At 59.1% G+C, this 14,926-nt stretch carries 22 protein-coding genes and 1 pseudogene; 21 read left to right on the top strand and 2 right to left on the bottom strand.

Features of this window, described 5'->3' with window-relative positions:
• Positions 1 to 32: 32 nt before the first annotated feature.
• Positions 33 to 311 (bottom strand): hypothetical protein, encoded by a 279-nt coding sequence (locus tag AB4P92_RS05085; protein ID WP_395598593.1) that lies wholly within the window; start codon positions 309 to 311, stop codon positions 33 to 35.
• 104 nt (positions 312 to 415) lie between these two features.
• Here AB4P92_RS05085 and AB4P92_RS05080 point away from each other — a divergent pair, with 104 nt between their 5' ends.
• From AB4P92_RS05080 to AB4P92_RS04995, 18 genes and pseudogenes are all read left to right on the top strand, one after another.
• A complete protein-coding gene (locus AB4P92_RS05080; protein ID WP_395598594.1) occupies positions 416 to 1,063 on the top strand; it encodes a terminase small subunit in 648 nt (215 codons plus the stop codon).
• Positions 1,038 to 2,318: a terminase large subunit domain-containing protein gene (locus AB4P92_RS05075; RefSeq protein WP_395598595.1), complete on the top strand. Its 1,281-nt coding sequence runs from the start codon at positions 1,038 to 1,040 to the stop codon at positions 2,316 to 2,318. Before AB4P92_RS05080 ends, AB4P92_RS05075 begins: the two co-directional genes overlap by 26 nt.
• The gene (locus AB4P92_RS05070) at positions 2,315 to 4,114 is read left to right on the top strand and encodes an anti-CBASS protein Acb1 family protein (protein WP_395598596.1); all 1,800 of its coding nucleotides are present in this window, start codon (positions 2,315 to 2,317) and stop codon (positions 4,112 to 4,114) included. Before AB4P92_RS05075 ends, AB4P92_RS05070 begins: the two co-directional genes overlap by 4 nt.
• Entirely contained in the window at positions 4,111 to 5,241 is a 1,131-nt protein-coding gene (locus AB4P92_RS05065; RefSeq protein ID WP_310219773.1) for a DUF2213 domain-containing protein, read from the top strand. The genes AB4P92_RS05070 and AB4P92_RS05065 overlap by 4 nt, the downstream gene beginning before the upstream one ends.
• An 11-nt stretch (positions 5,242 to 5,252) precedes the next feature.
• Complete coding sequence (locus tag AB4P92_RS05060; RefSeq protein ID WP_395598597.1) at positions 5,253 to 5,732, top strand: hypothetical protein; 480 nt, start codon at positions 5,253 to 5,255, stop codon at positions 5,730 to 5,732.
• Position 5,733: 1 nt separating this feature from the next.
• The gene (locus AB4P92_RS05055) at positions 5,734 to 6,696 is read left to right on the top strand and encodes a DUF2184 domain-containing protein (protein WP_395599030.1); all 963 of its coding nucleotides are present in this window, start codon (positions 5,734 to 5,736) and stop codon (positions 6,694 to 6,696) included.
• A 12-nt stretch (positions 6,697 to 6,708) separates the two neighbouring features.
• Positions 6,709 to 7,098 carry a hypothetical protein gene (locus AB4P92_RS05050; protein WP_395599029.1) on the top strand — a complete coding sequence of 130 codons (390 nt, stop codon included), beginning with the start codon at positions 6,709 to 6,711 and terminating at the stop codon, positions 7,096 to 7,098.
• A 51-nt stretch (positions 7,099 to 7,149) separates the two neighbouring features.
• Positions 7,150 to 7,671, top strand: coding sequence for a DnaT-like ssDNA-binding protein (locus AB4P92_RS05045; RefSeq protein WP_395599028.1), 522 nt, complete (start codon positions 7,150 to 7,152; stop codon positions 7,669 to 7,671).
• Positions 7,668 to 8,690: a hypothetical protein gene (locus tag AB4P92_RS05040; protein WP_395599027.1), complete on the top strand. Its 1,023-nt coding sequence runs from the start codon at positions 7,668 to 7,670 to the stop codon at positions 8,688 to 8,690. The genes AB4P92_RS05045 and AB4P92_RS05040 overlap by 4 nt, the downstream gene beginning before the upstream one ends.
• 3 nt (positions 8,691 to 8,693) lie before the next feature.
• A complete protein-coding gene (locus tag AB4P92_RS05035; RefSeq protein WP_395599026.1) occupies positions 8,694 to 9,083 on the top strand; it encodes a hypothetical protein in 390 nt (129 codons plus the stop codon).
• On the top strand, positions 9,083 to 9,529 hold the full coding sequence (locus AB4P92_RS05030; protein WP_395599025.1) for an HK97 gp10 family phage protein: 447 nt from the start codon (positions 9,083 to 9,085) through the stop codon (positions 9,527 to 9,529). The genes AB4P92_RS05035 and AB4P92_RS05030 overlap by 1 nt, the downstream gene beginning before the upstream one ends.
• Positions 9,526 to 9,939: a phage tail terminator-like protein gene (locus AB4P92_RS05025; RefSeq protein ID WP_395599024.1), complete on the top strand. Its 414-nt coding sequence runs from the start codon at positions 9,526 to 9,528 to the stop codon at positions 9,937 to 9,939. Before AB4P92_RS05030 ends, AB4P92_RS05025 begins: the two co-directional genes overlap by 4 nt.
• 9 nt (positions 9,940 to 9,948) lie before the next feature.
• Entirely contained in the window at positions 9,949 to 10,404 is a 456-nt protein-coding gene (locus AB4P92_RS05020) for a phage tail tube protein (protein ID WP_395599023.1), read from the top strand.
• Positions 10,405 to 10,428: 24 nt separating this feature from the next.
• A pseudogene (locus tag AB4P92_RS05015) lies at positions 10,429 to 10,824 on the top strand (KilA-N domain-containing protein); the annotation flags it as partial.
• Positions 10,825 to 10,982: 158 nt separating this feature from the next.
• Positions 10,983 to 11,642 (top strand): phage tail protein, encoded by a 660-nt coding sequence (locus AB4P92_RS05010; protein ID WP_395598605.1) that lies wholly within the window; start codon positions 10,983 to 10,985, stop codon positions 11,640 to 11,642.
• Between the two features lie 64 nt (positions 11,643 to 11,706).
• Positions 11,707 to 12,087, top strand: a complete 381-nt coding sequence (locus AB4P92_RS05005; RefSeq protein ID WP_395599022.1) for a phage tail assembly chaperone — start codon at positions 11,707 to 11,709, stop codon at positions 12,085 to 12,087.
• Between the two features lie 62 nt (positions 12,088 to 12,149).
• A complete protein-coding gene (locus AB4P92_RS05000) occupies positions 12,150 to 12,398 on the top strand; it encodes a DUF1799 domain-containing protein (RefSeq protein ID WP_395599021.1) in 249 nt (82 codons plus the stop codon).
• A 107-nt stretch (positions 12,399 to 12,505) separates the two neighbouring features.
• Positions 12,506 to 12,697, top strand: coding sequence for a hypothetical protein (locus AB4P92_RS04995; RefSeq protein WP_395599020.1), 192 nt, complete (start codon positions 12,506 to 12,508; stop codon positions 12,695 to 12,697).
• A gap of 31 nt (positions 12,698 to 12,728) precedes the next feature.
• Here the strand turns inward: AB4P92_RS04995 and AB4P92_RS04990 are convergent, their stop codons facing one another.
• A complete protein-coding gene (locus tag AB4P92_RS04990; protein ID WP_395599019.1) occupies positions 12,729 to 13,250 on the bottom strand; it encodes a helix-turn-helix domain-containing protein in 522 nt (173 codons plus the stop codon).
• Positions 13,251 to 13,358: 108 nt separating this feature from the next.
• Here AB4P92_RS04990 and AB4P92_RS04985 point away from each other — a divergent pair, with 108 nt between their 5' ends.
• From AB4P92_RS04985 to AB4P92_RS04975, 3 genes are all read left to right on the top strand, one after another.
• Positions 13,359 to 13,520, top strand: a complete 162-nt coding sequence (locus AB4P92_RS04985; protein WP_395599018.1) for an Arc family DNA-binding protein — start codon at positions 13,359 to 13,361, stop codon at positions 13,518 to 13,520.
• Positions 13,498 to 14,463: an ORF6N domain-containing protein gene (locus AB4P92_RS04980; RefSeq protein WP_395599017.1), complete on the top strand. Its 966-nt coding sequence runs from the start codon at positions 13,498 to 13,500 to the stop codon at positions 14,461 to 14,463. Before AB4P92_RS04985 ends, AB4P92_RS04980 begins: the two co-directional genes overlap by 23 nt.
• 101 nt (positions 14,464 to 14,564) lie before the next feature.
• Positions 14,565 to 14,906: a superinfection immunity protein gene (locus AB4P92_RS04975; protein ID WP_395599016.1), complete on the top strand. Its 342-nt coding sequence runs from the start codon at positions 14,565 to 14,567 to the stop codon at positions 14,904 to 14,906.
• Positions 14,907 to 14,926: the final 20 nt, after the last annotated feature.

Below are 14,926 nucleotides of genomic sequence, written 5' to 3'. Positions count from 1 at the left end.
CGTTTCGCGAGAGTGCAAATTGTGTCGCGACACTAGTGCATAGGCCCCTTCAAGTTCCTCGCCTCGTTTTCCGCTGAGAGAATTTGCATGCGCACGCGCTCATGCTTTTCGTGCAGCTTAAGGTAGTCGGCGCGAACGTCCTTGTTCCTGTCACGATCGTTGGCCAAGAATCGACGATTGTGCTCGAGCACTCGCAACGTTTCCTCTCGGGTAAGTCCGACCATAACTTCGTTGCCATCCTGATCCTTGCCGAGCATTCGCATCTCATTCATGTAGTTGCGGTCTGAGTCGGTTATGTCGAGGTTGCTCATTAATGTCTCCGCCGTTCAGTGATTCCGATTGCTAGGAATAACCGACGAACCCTAAACATTTCAAGCACTGCCCAAGCGAGGCACCACAGTCTCAAGGAATCCCTATGGCGCTGACAGCAAAACAGCAGCGCTTCGTCGACGAGTACCTGATAGACCTGAATGCCACGCAAGCCGCTATTCGTGCGGGATACAGCGCAAGGACAGCCAGATCCATCAGCAACGAGAACCTGACAAAACCTGACATCCAGTTAGCAATTGAAAAGGGGATGAAAGCGCGGTCGAGCCGGGTAGAGATCACCCAGGACATGGTTCTTAAAGAACTGGCCAAGATTGGCTTCAGCGACATCCGTAAGGTCGTGCGCTGGGGTGAGACGCAGGTCCGCATGGTCGAGGACGAAGAAGGCAATGCGGAGGACATGGTTCCGTATCACGGCCTAGCGCTGATCGATTCGACTGAGGTGGATGACTCTACGGCGGCAGCCATTGCCGAGGTGTCCCAGAGTCGGGACGGTTTGAAGGTCAAGCTGCACGATAAGAAGGGCGCGCTGGTCGATATCGGCCGTCACCTTGGAATGTTCTCACCGCCTGGCCATGCCGACCTCGAAACCGAGCTCAAACGCATCGAGGTCGAGAACAAGCGCCTGCTCAACGAGAAGCTGCGCCGCGAATTGGAAGACCCGAATCAGGGCCTGCCCGAGCCCAAACAAGTAATCATCGGGGTAGAAGATGCAAGCGACCCTGAAGCTGAATAAGCCGCAGTTCGAGTTCATCAGTCACCCCAAGAAGTTTTCAGCGTTCGTCGGCGGCTACCGTAGCGGCAAGACGTTCGTGGGATGTGTCCGGATGTGCATCAACGCACTGGAGCACCCAGGCATTCCGCAGGGCTACTTCGCGCCGACCTATCCGCAGATCGCGGACATCTTCTACGACACCATGCCGGTGGTGGCCGAGGCATTCGGCCTGTTCGCCGACATCGTACCGAGCAAGAAACGCGTGTACCTGCGCGACAACCGAGGCCGGTGCCTGTCGACGATCGTCTGCAAGAGCATGGAGCACCCGCACCGCATCGTCGGCTTCAACATAGCTCATGCGTTGGTCGACGAGATCGACTGCATGGCGATTAAGAAGGCTGACAGCGCCTGGAAGAAGATCATCGCGCGGATGTCCACGGTTTGGCCTACGCGGGCCATGAACACCATCGACGTCACCACGACGCCGGAGGGCTTCAACTGGGTTTATCGCAAGTTCGTCAAGGAGCTGGCGGCCAACCCGAGCCAGCGCCCGCTGTACGGCATCGTGCACGCTTCGACGCGGCAAAACGCGAAGAACCTGCCGAAGGACTACATCAAGTCGCTGCGTGAGTCGTACCCGGCCAACCTGGTGGACGCATACATCGACGGCCTGTTCGTCAACCTGACGTCGGGCAGCGTGTACCCGAACTTCTGCCGCAAGCAGAACCACACGGACGCCACGATTCGCCCGGGCGAGCAGTTGCACGTCGGCATGGACTTCAACATCAACCGGATGGCCGCGACGGTGCATGTCATTCGTGACGGGCTGCCGCTGTTGCTGGAAGAGGCCACGCACCTGTTCGACACGCCGGCGATGATCGTCGAGCTCAAACGGCGGTATCCGGGCCACAGCATCACGGTTTACCCGGACGCCAGCGGCAAGAACCGCAAGAGCGTCAGCGGCAGCGAGTCAGACCACAGTTTGCTCCGCGCCGCCGGCTTTATGGTCATGGTGAACCCGTCGAACCCAGCGGTTCGCGATCGGGTGCTGGCCGTGAACGCCATGTTCCTCAACATCGATCAGAAGCGCCGCTACCTGGTGAACACCGACAACTGTCCGGTGAGTACGCAGGTGCTCGAACAGCAGGCCTACAGCGAAAACGGCGAACCCAACAAGGACGGCACTGAAGACCCGGTCGACGCACTCGGCTACTTCATTGTCCAGCGCTTCCCGATTGCGGGCAGCTACACACTCGCGAACGTGAGCGACCAATGAGCGCATTCACTTATCTGAAAGACAGCCTGCAGAACCTGGTCGCAGGACTGGGTACTGCGCGCGACAAGGCATCGCACTCGCACTACGCGCTCCCAGTGATGGATGACCAGCAACTGCTGAACGCTTTCCGTGGTTCGTGGACGGCGCAGAAAGGCGTGAGCATCCCGGCCGTTGATGCGTGCCGCAACTGGCGCAACTGGCAGGCCGACAAGGCTCAGATCGAGCTGATCGAAGCCGAAGAGGATCGCCTGAACGTCAAGGGCAAGATTCTGGAGGCCCTATTGAAGGCTCGACTGTTCGGCGGGGCCGCAGTGTTCATCGGCACCGGTGAGCGTGACACGGCATCTGAGCTGAAGCCGGATCGAGTCGGGAAGGGCGGCATAAAGTACCTGACGGTGATGACTCGCCGCCAACTCAGTGCCACGGAGATCGAGCAGGACCCGCAAAGCCCGCGCTTCGGCAAGCCAAAGGCCTACCGGCTCCCCGGTTCGACGGTGGAGATTCACCCGTCGCGCCTTGTCATCTTTGTAGGCGTGCCGCATCCAGACCCCGAGCTTGCCATAGGCACGGGCTTCGGCTGGGGTGATTCGGTACTGCTGTCGGCCATGCCGGCCGTACGTCACTACGACGAGACGGTCGCCAACGTGGTCAGTCTGGTCTACGAGGCCAAGATCGACGTCATCAACATCCCCAACCTGATGTCGAGCATGCAGGACAAGAACTACGAGCGCTTGCTGCTGGAGCGCTTGCGGCTTGCCGCTACGGCCAAGGGGATCAACGGAACGCTGATCCTCGACGGGCAAGAGACGCACAGCTCCAAATCGGCGAGCTTCGGCAACCTGCCTGAAGTGATCGCCAAGACAGAGCAGGGCGTCGCCGGCGCGTTCGATATCCCAGGAACCCGCATGTTCGGCCAGTCCTCGACAGGGCTCGGCGCGAACGGCGAAGAGAACACCCGCAACTACTACGACAACGTCGCCTCACGCCAGAAGCTGGAGATCAAGCCAGCCATGAGCGTGCTGGATGAGGGCTTGATCCGCTCCGCGCTCGGCAGTCGGCCGAAAGAGGTGCACTACACCTGGGCGCCACTTTGGCAGGCCACGGCGAAAGAGCGGGCCGATATCGGCAAGACCACAGCGGACACCATCAAGGCGCTGAAAGACTCCGGACTGTTCCCTGAGGATGCGCTCTCGACCGCCGCAGTGAACCTGCTGGTCGAGCTGAGCGTAATGCCGGGTCTGGAAGCGGCGATCGAGAAGTTCGGCGCCGAGCTGCCCGATGAAGACGATGACGACGCCGACCTGCCGGGCACCGCCGCGGGTCGGCCGGTGGCGAAGAAAGCGATCACTGACGCCGCGCCTCGCTCCCTGTATGTGTCCCGCAAGGTCATCAACGGCGCCGAGGTCATCGCGTGGGCCAAGTCGCAGGGCTTTGAATCCACCGTCCCGGCTGCTGACCTGCACGTCACCGTTGCCTACAGCCGCAACCCGGTGGATTGGATGAAGGTTGGCGAGTCATGGTCGGGCGATGGCAAGGGCCAGCTCAAGATTGCACCAGGTGGCGCACGGCTGATCGACAAGTTCGGCGAAGGCGCGGTGGTGCTGCTGTTCAACAGCTCCGAACTGGCTTGGCGGCACGTCTCCATCGTTGAGGCTGGCGCCTCTTGGGACTGGCCGGACTATCAGCCCCACATCACCTTCACCTACGAACCCGGCAGCGTCGATATCGACAAGGTCGAGCCATACCGTGGCGCGATTGAGCTGGGTCCTGAGATCTTCGAGGAGCTCGCCCCATGATCTTCACCGACTCCGTGCCAGTCACGGGAGTGCGGCGCACCGAGGACGGCTATCTGGTGGCCGAGGCTCGAGTCGCGCGCACCGGCATCCAGGACTATCTGGGTACCGAGATCGACCCGGACAACGAACACGGCCTGCGGGATAAGCCAATCGTTCGTGTGTACCGGCCAGAGAGCGCGGTCTTCCACGCTGACGCCATGCACTCGTACGCCTACCGGCCAATGACCAACGGCCACCCGGGCGGGGACGGCGTCAACTCCAAGAACTGGAAAGACGTCGCGATCGGCCAAACCGGTGGCGAGGTTGTCCGCGACGGGCAGTTCGTCAAGGTGCCGCTGGTGCTGATGGACGCCAAGGCGATCGAGGACTACGAGTCCGGCAAGCGAGAGCTGTCCATGGGCTACGGCGCCGAAGTCGTGTTTCAGGATGGCGTTTCCCCCGATGGCGAGCAGTACGACTGCTTCCTCGGCCCTATGAAAATGAATCACCTCAGCCTTGAGCATCGCGCTCGGGGTGGCGAGCACCTTCGCATCGGTGACCATAAACCACACACCCCCCAAGGAGGCCATGACATGGCTGATTCACTGCGTACGGTCATCGTTGATGGCCTGTCCGTCCAGACGACCGACCAAGGCGCCCAGGCGATCGACAAGCTGACCAAGCAGCTGGCCGATGCCGGGGTAAACATCAAATCCCTGACCGACGCGCATACCGCTGCGCTGGCGCTGAAGGATGGCGAACTGGCGAAGAAAGACGCTGAGATCGACGCCCTCAAGGCCAAGCAGCTCAGCGATGCCGATATCGACAAGCGCGTCACCGCTCGCGCTGATCTGATCAGCAAGGCCAAGTCGATCGCGGACGCCGACTACACCGGGAAGACCGACGCCGACATCCGCAAGGCTGTCGTGGTCGCCAAGCTGGGCGATGCGGCCGTGGCCGGCAAGGCTGACGCCTACATCGACGCGCGCTTCGAGATTCTGGTCGAAGACGCCGCCAAAGATCCGGCCGGCGACCCGTTCCGCAAACACATGATTCAGCAGGACGGCAAGACCGTCGGCGATGAATCGGAAAAAGCGCGTCTGCAGATGATTGCCGACATGCAAACCGCCCACCTGCCGAAGGCATAAGGAGCACAGCAATGGCTACTTACCAAAACACGTACACCAACGCTCCAGCCAAGGGCGTGCCCGGCCTGGTCGCCAACGAAGAGAAGTGCAACAAGATCAGCCGCACCGTCTCGAACGCTGAGGGCGTTGTCTTCGGCGCGCCTGGCTTCCGTGTGGCTGGTGCTGGCAACGATCACAAGATCGCTGCCACTGGCACCCTGTTCCTCGGCCTGGCCGTGCTCACTGCTGCTGTCCCGCCAGTTGCCACTGGCTCGACGCTGGTCGACGGCTACCCGCAGGACTTCACCGGCGCGTTCATGACCGATGGCCAGATGTATGTAACTGCCGGCGCCGCTGTAGCGCCAGGCGATGACGTGTACTACGTCGCCGCCACCAACCGTTACGTGACGACTGCCGCCGCCGGCGCCGTGCTGATCCCGGGCGCCTTCTTCGACACCACCGGTGCGAACGGCGACATCGTCGAAATCTCCCTCAAACATCGGAGCGCTTAACATGCCACAAGCTTTCGAAGACGCTCAGTCGGCGTTCCCGTTCGTTCTGGCCCAAGGCCGGAACATCGAAACCCGCATCTACACGCGCCGCTACCCAGCGTTCAACTACGCGGCAAGCATCCCGGTCGTGACCGAGGGCGCCCCATGGGCCATCGGCACCACCTTTTTCACCGTCGATACTGCCGGTGAAGCGAAGTTCTTGTCGGGCTCCGGTACCGACATGCCTTTCAACTCCGCAACCCATGACCAGGCATCGCATGACTTCGCGATGATCGGCTCGGGCTGGGAGTGGAACCTGGAAGAAGTGAATCAGGCTCAGCTGTACGGCATCAACCTCAGCGGCACCAAGGCTGATTCGGCTGCCGACAAGGTCGAGCGCCTGCTGAACTCCATCGCTTTCGTTGGTAGCACCGAGAAGCGCTGGACTGGCCTGTTGAATGACTCCAACGTCTCGCGCGTCGATGCAGCTGCCAGCGGCACCGGCACCTCGACGTTCTGGAAAGACAAGACCATCGACCAGATCATGGCTGACATCAACGGTGTTCTTGGCTCGATCCGGACCAACACCGGCGAAGTCGAGTGGGCTGACACGCTGCGCCTGCCACCTGACGCATTCCGCTACATCGCTACGGCTCGCCTGGGCGTAGGTGACGGCATGATCACCGTGCTGGAGTACGTTCGTAAGAACAACATCTACACCGCCGAAACCGGCCTGCCTCTGGACATCGCACCCCTTCGCGAAGCCCGCAACGCTTCCGCTGATGGCGGCGGTCGCCTCGTTGCATACCGCAAGGACCCGGAGGTGGTTCGCTTCCACCTGCCAATGCCTCGCCGTGTGCTGGCTCCTCGTCAGAAGTCCATCATGGGCTTCGAAACCGGGATCATCGCGCGTACCGGCGGCACCGAGATCCGTCTGCCGGGCGCCGTGGCGTACCTCGACGAAATCACCCCACCAGCAGCCTGATAGGAGGTCGACATGAAAGTGACCAACAACTCGAAGGCGCTTCAGGGCGTGCACACCACGGCTGGCGTTGTCTACGTCCTCCCTGGTGAAACGCAAGACCTGGACTTGACGCCAGAAGGGCACAAAGGCACGTCGCGTCTCGCCTTCATGAGCGTCGATGGCAAGGCGCCTGCCGCCGACGGCGACGAAAAGGCTGAGCTGCTCGCCAAGCTGAAGGCGCTGGGCATCGATGCTGCTGGCAACAGCAAAGTCGAAACCCTGCGCAAGAAGCTGGAAGAAGCCGAAGCGGCTCAGGCCGAAAAGCAGAAGGTCATCGACGATCTGACCGCGCTGAACGTCCAGTTCGACCCAGAAGCAAATCTGGAAGCCCTGCAAGCAGCACTTGCTGCTGCCAAGGCGTAACACCCCGCAAAACCCGGAGCGCTGGCCGCTCCACCTATTCGAGACAATCCGATGCCTGAATTCTACGGAACCGTTGCCGCGGCGGACGCCTATCACCTTGCGCGTGCAAATGCGGCCTGGACTGGTGATGACACTGCAAAACAGGCGGCACTGCTCAGGGCATCGGTCTACATCGACGGCCGCTATCGGAAGCTGCTCGCTTCTGGCGCCTGGCAGTCATTGTTCCCCGGCGTGAAGACTGAGGGCAGAGGGCAAGCCAGGGAGTGGCCGCGCACCGGTGCCGAGGATTATGAAGGGCATGCAGTCGAGCCCGACCAGGTCCCGGTAGAAGTCGAAAATGCGACCTTCGAAGCCGCGCTGCGCGAGCTAGCCTCGCCCGGCAGCCTCAGTCCTGATTTCGTTGCTGCTCAAACCATCAAGCGCGAGAAGGTCGGGCCGCTGGAGACCGAGTTTGCCGTCGGCAACGGCGCTGATGCTGCAGCTTCCGTTCGCCCGGTCGTCAGCGCGATCGACGAGATGATTGCTCCGGTTCTGGTTGCACGGTATGCGCTCCCCGTGGTGTTCGTTGTATGAACGCCGCCGAGATACTCCAGAAGGTCGAGGCCATGGAGCCCGGTATGCAGAAGGCCTATCTCGATTCGGTGCGCGCCACAGTTGATGCGGCCACTGTCATCGAGGTGGAGCGCCTGCTGGCTGCCGAAGATGAAAATGGGCTGATCAAGCTGCTGAGCATGGGCGCAATGGCGCTGCTGATCGAGTCGGTTCGGTCTTCGTTCATTGCCGGCGGTCGATTCGAGATGGTGGCCATCTTCATTCCGCAGGCTGATCGAGAGGTTGCGGGTCGCAAAGAGTTCGACGTCACCAGTGCCGAGGCCAGTAATTGGCTCTCTCGCCAGATCGTCGAAACCCGCAACACGACTACCGACAACGTCCGCGAGGCGATCCGCTCTGTGATGGGTTCTCGCCGGGTTATCGGCGGGCCACAGGCGGTTGTTCGCACGAACCGCCAGGCCGCGCTTGACCTGATTGGGAGGGTGAGTCCGCAGACCGGGGTGCGCTCCGGCGGAGTCGTAGGGCTTCCCGGTAACTTCGCCCAGTTTGTCGTCAATGCCCGTCGCCAGTTGCTCAGCGGCGACCCTGCGCAGCTCAGGCAGTACCTGGCTCGGACGCGGCGTGATCGTCGATTTGACGGCATCGTGAGCCGCGCCATCGCGAGCAGCAAGCCGGTGGCGGTCAAGGACGTGGACAGGATTGCCGGGCGCTATTCGGAGCGGCTGCTAAAGACCCATACCGAAATGCTGGCCCGCACCCTGGCGCATGAATCACTCAACGCCGGGCGTGATCGGGCATGGGAGCAGTTGGTAGAGCAGGGGATTGCTCGTGAGCGCGTCGAGAAGGAATGGCGCGACCGTAATGACGAGAAGGTGCGCAACAGTCATCGATACATGCGCGGCGTGCGCGCCAAGCTCGGCCAGGCATTCCAGACCAACAGCGGCGCCTTGCTGCGGTTCCCTGGTGATTCCAGCCTAGGTGCTGGCTGGGACGAGCTATCAAACTGTCGCTGTATTTGCATCTACCATCTGAAGGCCTGACCTATGCCAGACATTTATGACCGCAGCAAAGCGCTCGCGGTGCGGATGCTTGCACCCCGTAGTAAGGGCGGGAAAGGCGCAGAGCTGACACTCACAAGGACCGAGAAGGGCCCGCGAGACCCGGATACGGGCGGATCGTCCACGATAGTGACCAACTTCATTGGCTCGGGCGTGCGCGAGACGTATGCGCAAAAGGACATCGACGGGTCACTGATCAAGATCGGCGACGTGAAGTTCTTGGTCTCGCCCGTGCTGCTTTCTGGCGTGGATATGCCGCAGCCAGCCACTCAAGACAAGATCCTGTTCGACGGCAAGCTCTACACCGTCATTCAGGTCAATCCGTGGAATTACGCCGGCCTCGCGGTCGGCTTTGAAGTGCAGGCGAGGGCGTAATGGCGAGTCAACCACACCACATGACAGAAAGGTATGGTGGCCTGAATGGTTCGTTCTCGGAAACGCTGCGCCAGTATCGGGACCAGGCGCTCGCTGATGTGGACGAAGTATTTCGCAAGGTCGTGATCGAGATCGGCACTTCTGTTATCCGCTTATCACCAGTGGACACCGGCCGTTTTCTTGGCAACTGGCAGATGACTATCGACGCTCCAGCATCAGCCAGCCTCGACAATTACGACAAGGAAGGCCATGACACCATTGCCAGGCTTGTATCGGATGCGCAGCCCCTCACATTTGGGCAGACGGCGTATATCGTCAACAACCTGATTTACGCGGTGAGCTTGGAATATGGACACAGCAGGCAGGCCCTGACGGGCATGGTACGAATCACAAAGGAACGATTTCAGGACATTGTCGATCAGGCTGTCCGGGAGGTCGCAGAATGAGCCATGCCCGCGCACGACGCGCCATAGAGGTGAAGCTGGACGCCTGGGCAGACGCCAAGGGGATCATGATCGCGCACGGCGCCGAGGCATTCGACCCACCTGAAGGCCAGGTCTATCTGCGCGCCTTCTTGCTGCCGGCCAGCACCACCTGCCGCTTCCTGAATGCAAGCGAGCTGGAGTACCGAGGCATCTATCAGGTCAGCATCGTGACCCCGACCGACCAGCTTATTTCTGTGCCCGAGCAAATCCTCGACGAGCTCTCGGCGTTGTTCCCGCTGGATTCCTCGCTGGAAAGAGCGGGCTTTCTGGGGCTGGTATCCAATCCAGTCGAACAGGGGCCGACCATCACGGAGCCTGACCGGTACACGGTTCCCGCGTCATTCACTTACCGCGGGAGCGCCCCGCCATAGGGCAGAGCAATGCAAAAACGTATCCCTCTACCCAACGGGACCACGATCTGGGTAAGCCCGGCCGTTGCACCTGGCACGCTTACACCGCCAGTTCCAAGCGACTCAAGCTGGATTGAGGTGCAGAAGGTAACTGCGCTGACCCATTCGGGCGGCGACGAGAAGTTCTCGGTTTACTCACCACTCGGCAGCTACGAAGACGTTCGCACACCGTCTGGCCGCAACCTGATGGACGTTCAAATGAGCTTCCAGGATGCGCCTGGATCGGCATTCGCAACGGCAATTGAGCTGGGAAGGGATTCCAGGGCGGCGCTGGCATGGAAGTTCAAGCTACCCGGCGGCCAGGTCAGCATCGTGTTTTCGGGCTACGCCAGCGGATTCATGATCCCGGTCCTTGACCGAAACCAGCTGATGGTAATCGCAATCACCATAGCCGTGATCGGCACGCCCAAACGCATTACAGGCTGAAAAGCCAAGCGCTACGGCAAGCGGCCCGTGGACTGGCTGAAACAAGATGAAACCCGGCAGTACCTCGTTGCGCTTGGCGAAGCTCTTAATTGTGACCCTGAGTCACTTTTAGAAACCAAGCGCGGCCGCTACCAGAGCGGTACGTGGCTGCACCCTAAATTGGGCGTGGCGTTTGCTCGGTGGCTTGACATGAAATTTTCCGTTTGGTGCGACCTTCATATTGACGCGCTCCTCCACGGCGAGCTTAACGAAAAGCAGCAGCTCGATAAGGCTTGCAGAGAGCTGAGTGATTCGCAGAGTGGCGCAAGCATTGGCGGTCGCAAAATGGCCCTGCACAGATGGCACAAATCCAGGCTGGAAGGCCAGGTAGCCCATTGGCGCGACCAGCTTCAGCTTACTCTCGGCCTCGACGCCGCGTGACGATCACGAACGCCTAAAGGGGGGCGCTCAAAGTGAGGCACCCCTTGGCAAGCTCCGTATAACCGAATGACTGTCCCGGCCTGGCGCAGCCATCAAGAACACCAAACCCCAACAACCCGCCATGAGCGGGCTTTCTCGTTACTAAGAGGTAATACCCCATGGCTACTCGCATTGCGCTTCCGAACGGCGCGACTATGCAACTCGCAGCAAGCTTTTCTGCTGCCAAACTGATCACCGCCATCAGCAACGCCAGCCCTGCCGTGGCAAGCGCTACAGCGAACGGCTTGCTCGAGGGCGACATCGTCCTGTTGGAGTCGAACTGGGGCAAGCTGAATGGTCGAGCCGTTCGAGTTTCCGATCCGGCCACCGACACGTTCTCGCTGGAAAACATCAGTACCGAGAACCTCGATTTCTACACCGCCGGCGGCGGCGCGGGCAACTTCCAGCTGGCGGCGACCTGGGTGGAAATCACCAAGATCACGGGCGTATCCCTGACCGGTGGCGAACAGCAGTTCCTGACTGTTGGCTACTTGGCTGACGACGACGACCGCCAGTACCCGACCAACCGCAACCCGATGAGCATGGCCCTGACGGTTGAAGACCAACCAACTGCCGCTTACGTGCCGGTCGCCGAGGGCTACACCGACAACAAGACCCAGACCATCCTGCGTCTGAACCTGCCTAACGGCGACAAGATCCTGTATCCAGGCTTCTGCACCATCACTGATACGCCGACTCTGGAGCGTAATGCCCTGATGACCCGCACAGTGAACTTCGCCCTGTCTGGTCGCCCGGTTCGCTACGTAAAAGCCGCGTAACTCGCGGCTTCACCCTCCTTCCAATTCGACCAACCTCCCCTTAATCGCATCAGGAGCTTCACCCATGGCCAAGATTTCCATTAAGCAGAACCCAACCTTCAAAATCGATGTAGAGATCCCGCGCATCGGTGATAAGCCGGTCAAGGTTCCTTTTGTGTTCGCCTATCGCGACCGCGAGGAATTGGCTGAGTTCGCCGACAGCGGCCTCCAGCACGGCAAAGAATTGCGGGAACTGATCGAAAAGGAATCCACTGTTCGGGAGATTTCGAGCAAGTCCGAAGAGTTCCAGGTTAAGCAGATCGAGCTGATCGTGAAGGGCTGGGGCTTCGATGACGAGCTGAACGAAGAAAACATCCGCGCCCTGGTTCGCAGCTATGCAGCGGTGCCTGATGCGATCATCGGGGCGTACCAAGAGTCCTACAACAAGGCTCGCCAGGGAAACTAATCGAGGTCGTCCGGGCGGTCTACACGCCGTCCGCCACGGCCGAGCAGGCTGCGCTGTTTGGAATGAGCCTGGACGACCTGGAAGAAGAGGTGGAGCTGTGGGCTGTCAACGCCGAAGCCTTCAGCGTGTTCAACTCCATGAGCACGCAGTGGCGAGCCGGCATGAGCGGGGCGACCGGCCTGGATTACACCTCCCTGCCGATAGTGATGGACCTGGAGGGTGTCGAAGCGGACGACCGCAAGCAGGTTTTCCGCGACGTGCGGACCATGGAGCAGGAGGCGTTGCGAGCGATGGCGGATAGTCAGGAGTAGGGCGTCGGAAATTGCGGCGCCTTATGATTGCTTTGGCGAAGCAGGGCTTGAAGGTTGAAGCTGTGCGCGCTATTTTCATGACTCATTGATCAATATTGAGCAACGCCATGAAAGCCAAAACTCTAGCCGATGCGCTGGGTTCCGTCTTCGACCTGTCACCCCGGCGCCGACATGGCAAGGTATTGCAGGCAGATTATGTGCGCCCGAGCACAGGTTCTGACAAAGATGCCATGGCGAAAGATTTCAAAGCGGTAGGTGCTGATATCCGTTGGGGTATGGAACAGCATGGCAAAAGGTAAGTCGCCATCCGGGCCGATGACTGGGCCTTGCTCAATCTTTTGGGCTATCAGTGACAGACTTATCCATATCTACGAGCTTGACGTTTGTTCCGAACATAAGCCTAGCCAATACCATAAAGAGAGAGGCGGTTTCTGAGTCGCCAGTCAAAGCGGCCTGCTTGATATTCTCCAGAAACTCTTTCTCGGCCTCGTCGCATATGTACTGCTCGAAGGGCACTCCTGCAGCGATGGCCTCTAGCTTTACAGCCTCGATCTCGTCCGAATCCATATCGCGCAGCTCCTGAAGCATTTTCTGACGAATCATGCTCGGCGGAGTTATGGGAGCCCTTTCTCCGATCACTACGGTCTTAGCGGATTTGGTTTCTAGCTCTTCCTGACTGACGTTGAGCGCCTTAGCCAGCTTAATCATCACCGTTTTGCGCGGCTTGGAAGTGCCCGATTCGTATCTTGATATTTGAGAGGGCGTTATCCCCACGGCGTCCGCAAGCTGTTGCTGCGTCATGTTTTTTTCGCCTCGCAAGGCCACAAGCTTTGAAGCAAATTCTTTAGACATGTCGTTCCCCGATATCACCCTAGAGTAATACAAACGCACGAAACTCAAAACTTGTTTGACAAATGCATGTAATGCAATAAACTCACAAAATGCAAACAGGGGGTGAGTATGAGCAATTCAAAGATAACCACGGCGGTACGAATGCTGTGCGATATGCGGGCAAAGCTTGAAAATCGGGCGGCCGAAAATGGCCGCAGTTTGAGCGGGGAGATTGTCTACCGGCTTCGCAAGTCACTGGAGCAGGAAGATGAGCAACTCAGGCAGGCATAAAAAAACCCCAAGCGTTCGAGCGCAAGGGGTTTCAGGTAACGAATCCAACTATCAGGAAAGAAACGTCATGGCGAATAATAGCACAGCTTTAACCGTGGACAACCTCCCGTCGATCACGCACGCGGGTCGCCCAGTCGTAACGACTGCATTGCTGGCAAAGCTGTACGGCTCCGATGATGGCAACATCACACGCAACTATCAGCGAAACATCGATAGATTCGTAGCTGGAAAACACTTCTTCAAGCTAGAGGGCGCGGAATTAAAGGCTTTGAAGGACTACACGTCTTCTAGTCGGGTAGTTCAGATTCCCAAAAACACCCGCCAGATGATCCTCTGGACTGAGCGCGGCGCAGCACGTCACGCCAAGATGCTCGACACTGAGCAGGCATGGGAGGTCTTCGAAAAGCTGGAAGACAGCTACTTCGGTAAAGGCCAAGCCCAGGCTCAAGCCATCGCAATCGAACACAAGCTCGAAACACTGACCCCGGCTCATCAGCGCCACATCCTGAATCGGGTGGCTGAACTGGCAGGAATGGACCGCAAGAAATACCCGGCGGTCTGGCGCGGGATCAAAGATCATTTTCAAGTGGGTAGCTACAAAGACATCCCCGACAGCCAATACCCAGCGGTCTGCGAATTCATGCTCTGTAAGCCGCTTGATGGAGAAATCCCAACTGCGCGAGTTATCGAGCAAGCAAGCGGAATCTACCTTGACCAACACGAAGCCCAGCACCTGTATCTGATGCTGGATAGATTCTGGAAGATGTTCAAGTACAAGGACAGCATGCTCTCAGCAGCAAGGGCGCTTGGGTCGTCAAGTCTGATGGACATTTTCGATCATTTGTACGACGGCCACGGATCCTACGCGACTCTCAATAAGCGCAAGGACGAGCTGACCGCGGTGTACGAATCGCTGCATGGCGCGTCGAGGAAGTCTGCATAGCCTGATCACCTTCACTAGCGCAACATGGCCCCGCACATGCGGGGCTTTGGTCGTTCCCGCTGATAGTGTTAGATTGCCGACATCAAAAAGGGAGAAACATCATGTCTGATTGGGCTGGCGCTGTTGGTGCGATAATGCTGTTGATTGTCGGTGGGGTTGTTTATTTTTTGCCAACCATAAACGCTAAAAGTCGCAAGCATCCGAATAGATCCTCTATTTTTCTTCTCAATTTGTTTTTGGGGTGGACACTCATCGGATGGGTGGCAGCGCTGGTGTGGTCAGCAACTGCTATAGCTCCGCCCGAGCCGATACGAGTTAAGAGCACTGAGGTGCCGGAGCCGGATAAATACCAGCAGCTGGAAAAGCTTGGCTCGCTGAAAGAGCGCGGACTTATCACGGATGATGAATATCAGGCAGAGAAGTCAAGGCTTCTGAGCAGCTGAGCATCTAGTTGAAAACCACC

Origin of the sequence: Pseudomonas sp. A0308 (assembly GCF_044218815.1) — a bacterium.
GTDB lineage: Bacteria > Pseudomonadota > Gammaproteobacteria > Pseudomonadales > Pseudomonadaceae > Aquipseudomonas > Aquipseudomonas iridis.
This window is presented reverse-complemented; position numbering and strand designations above follow the sequence as displayed.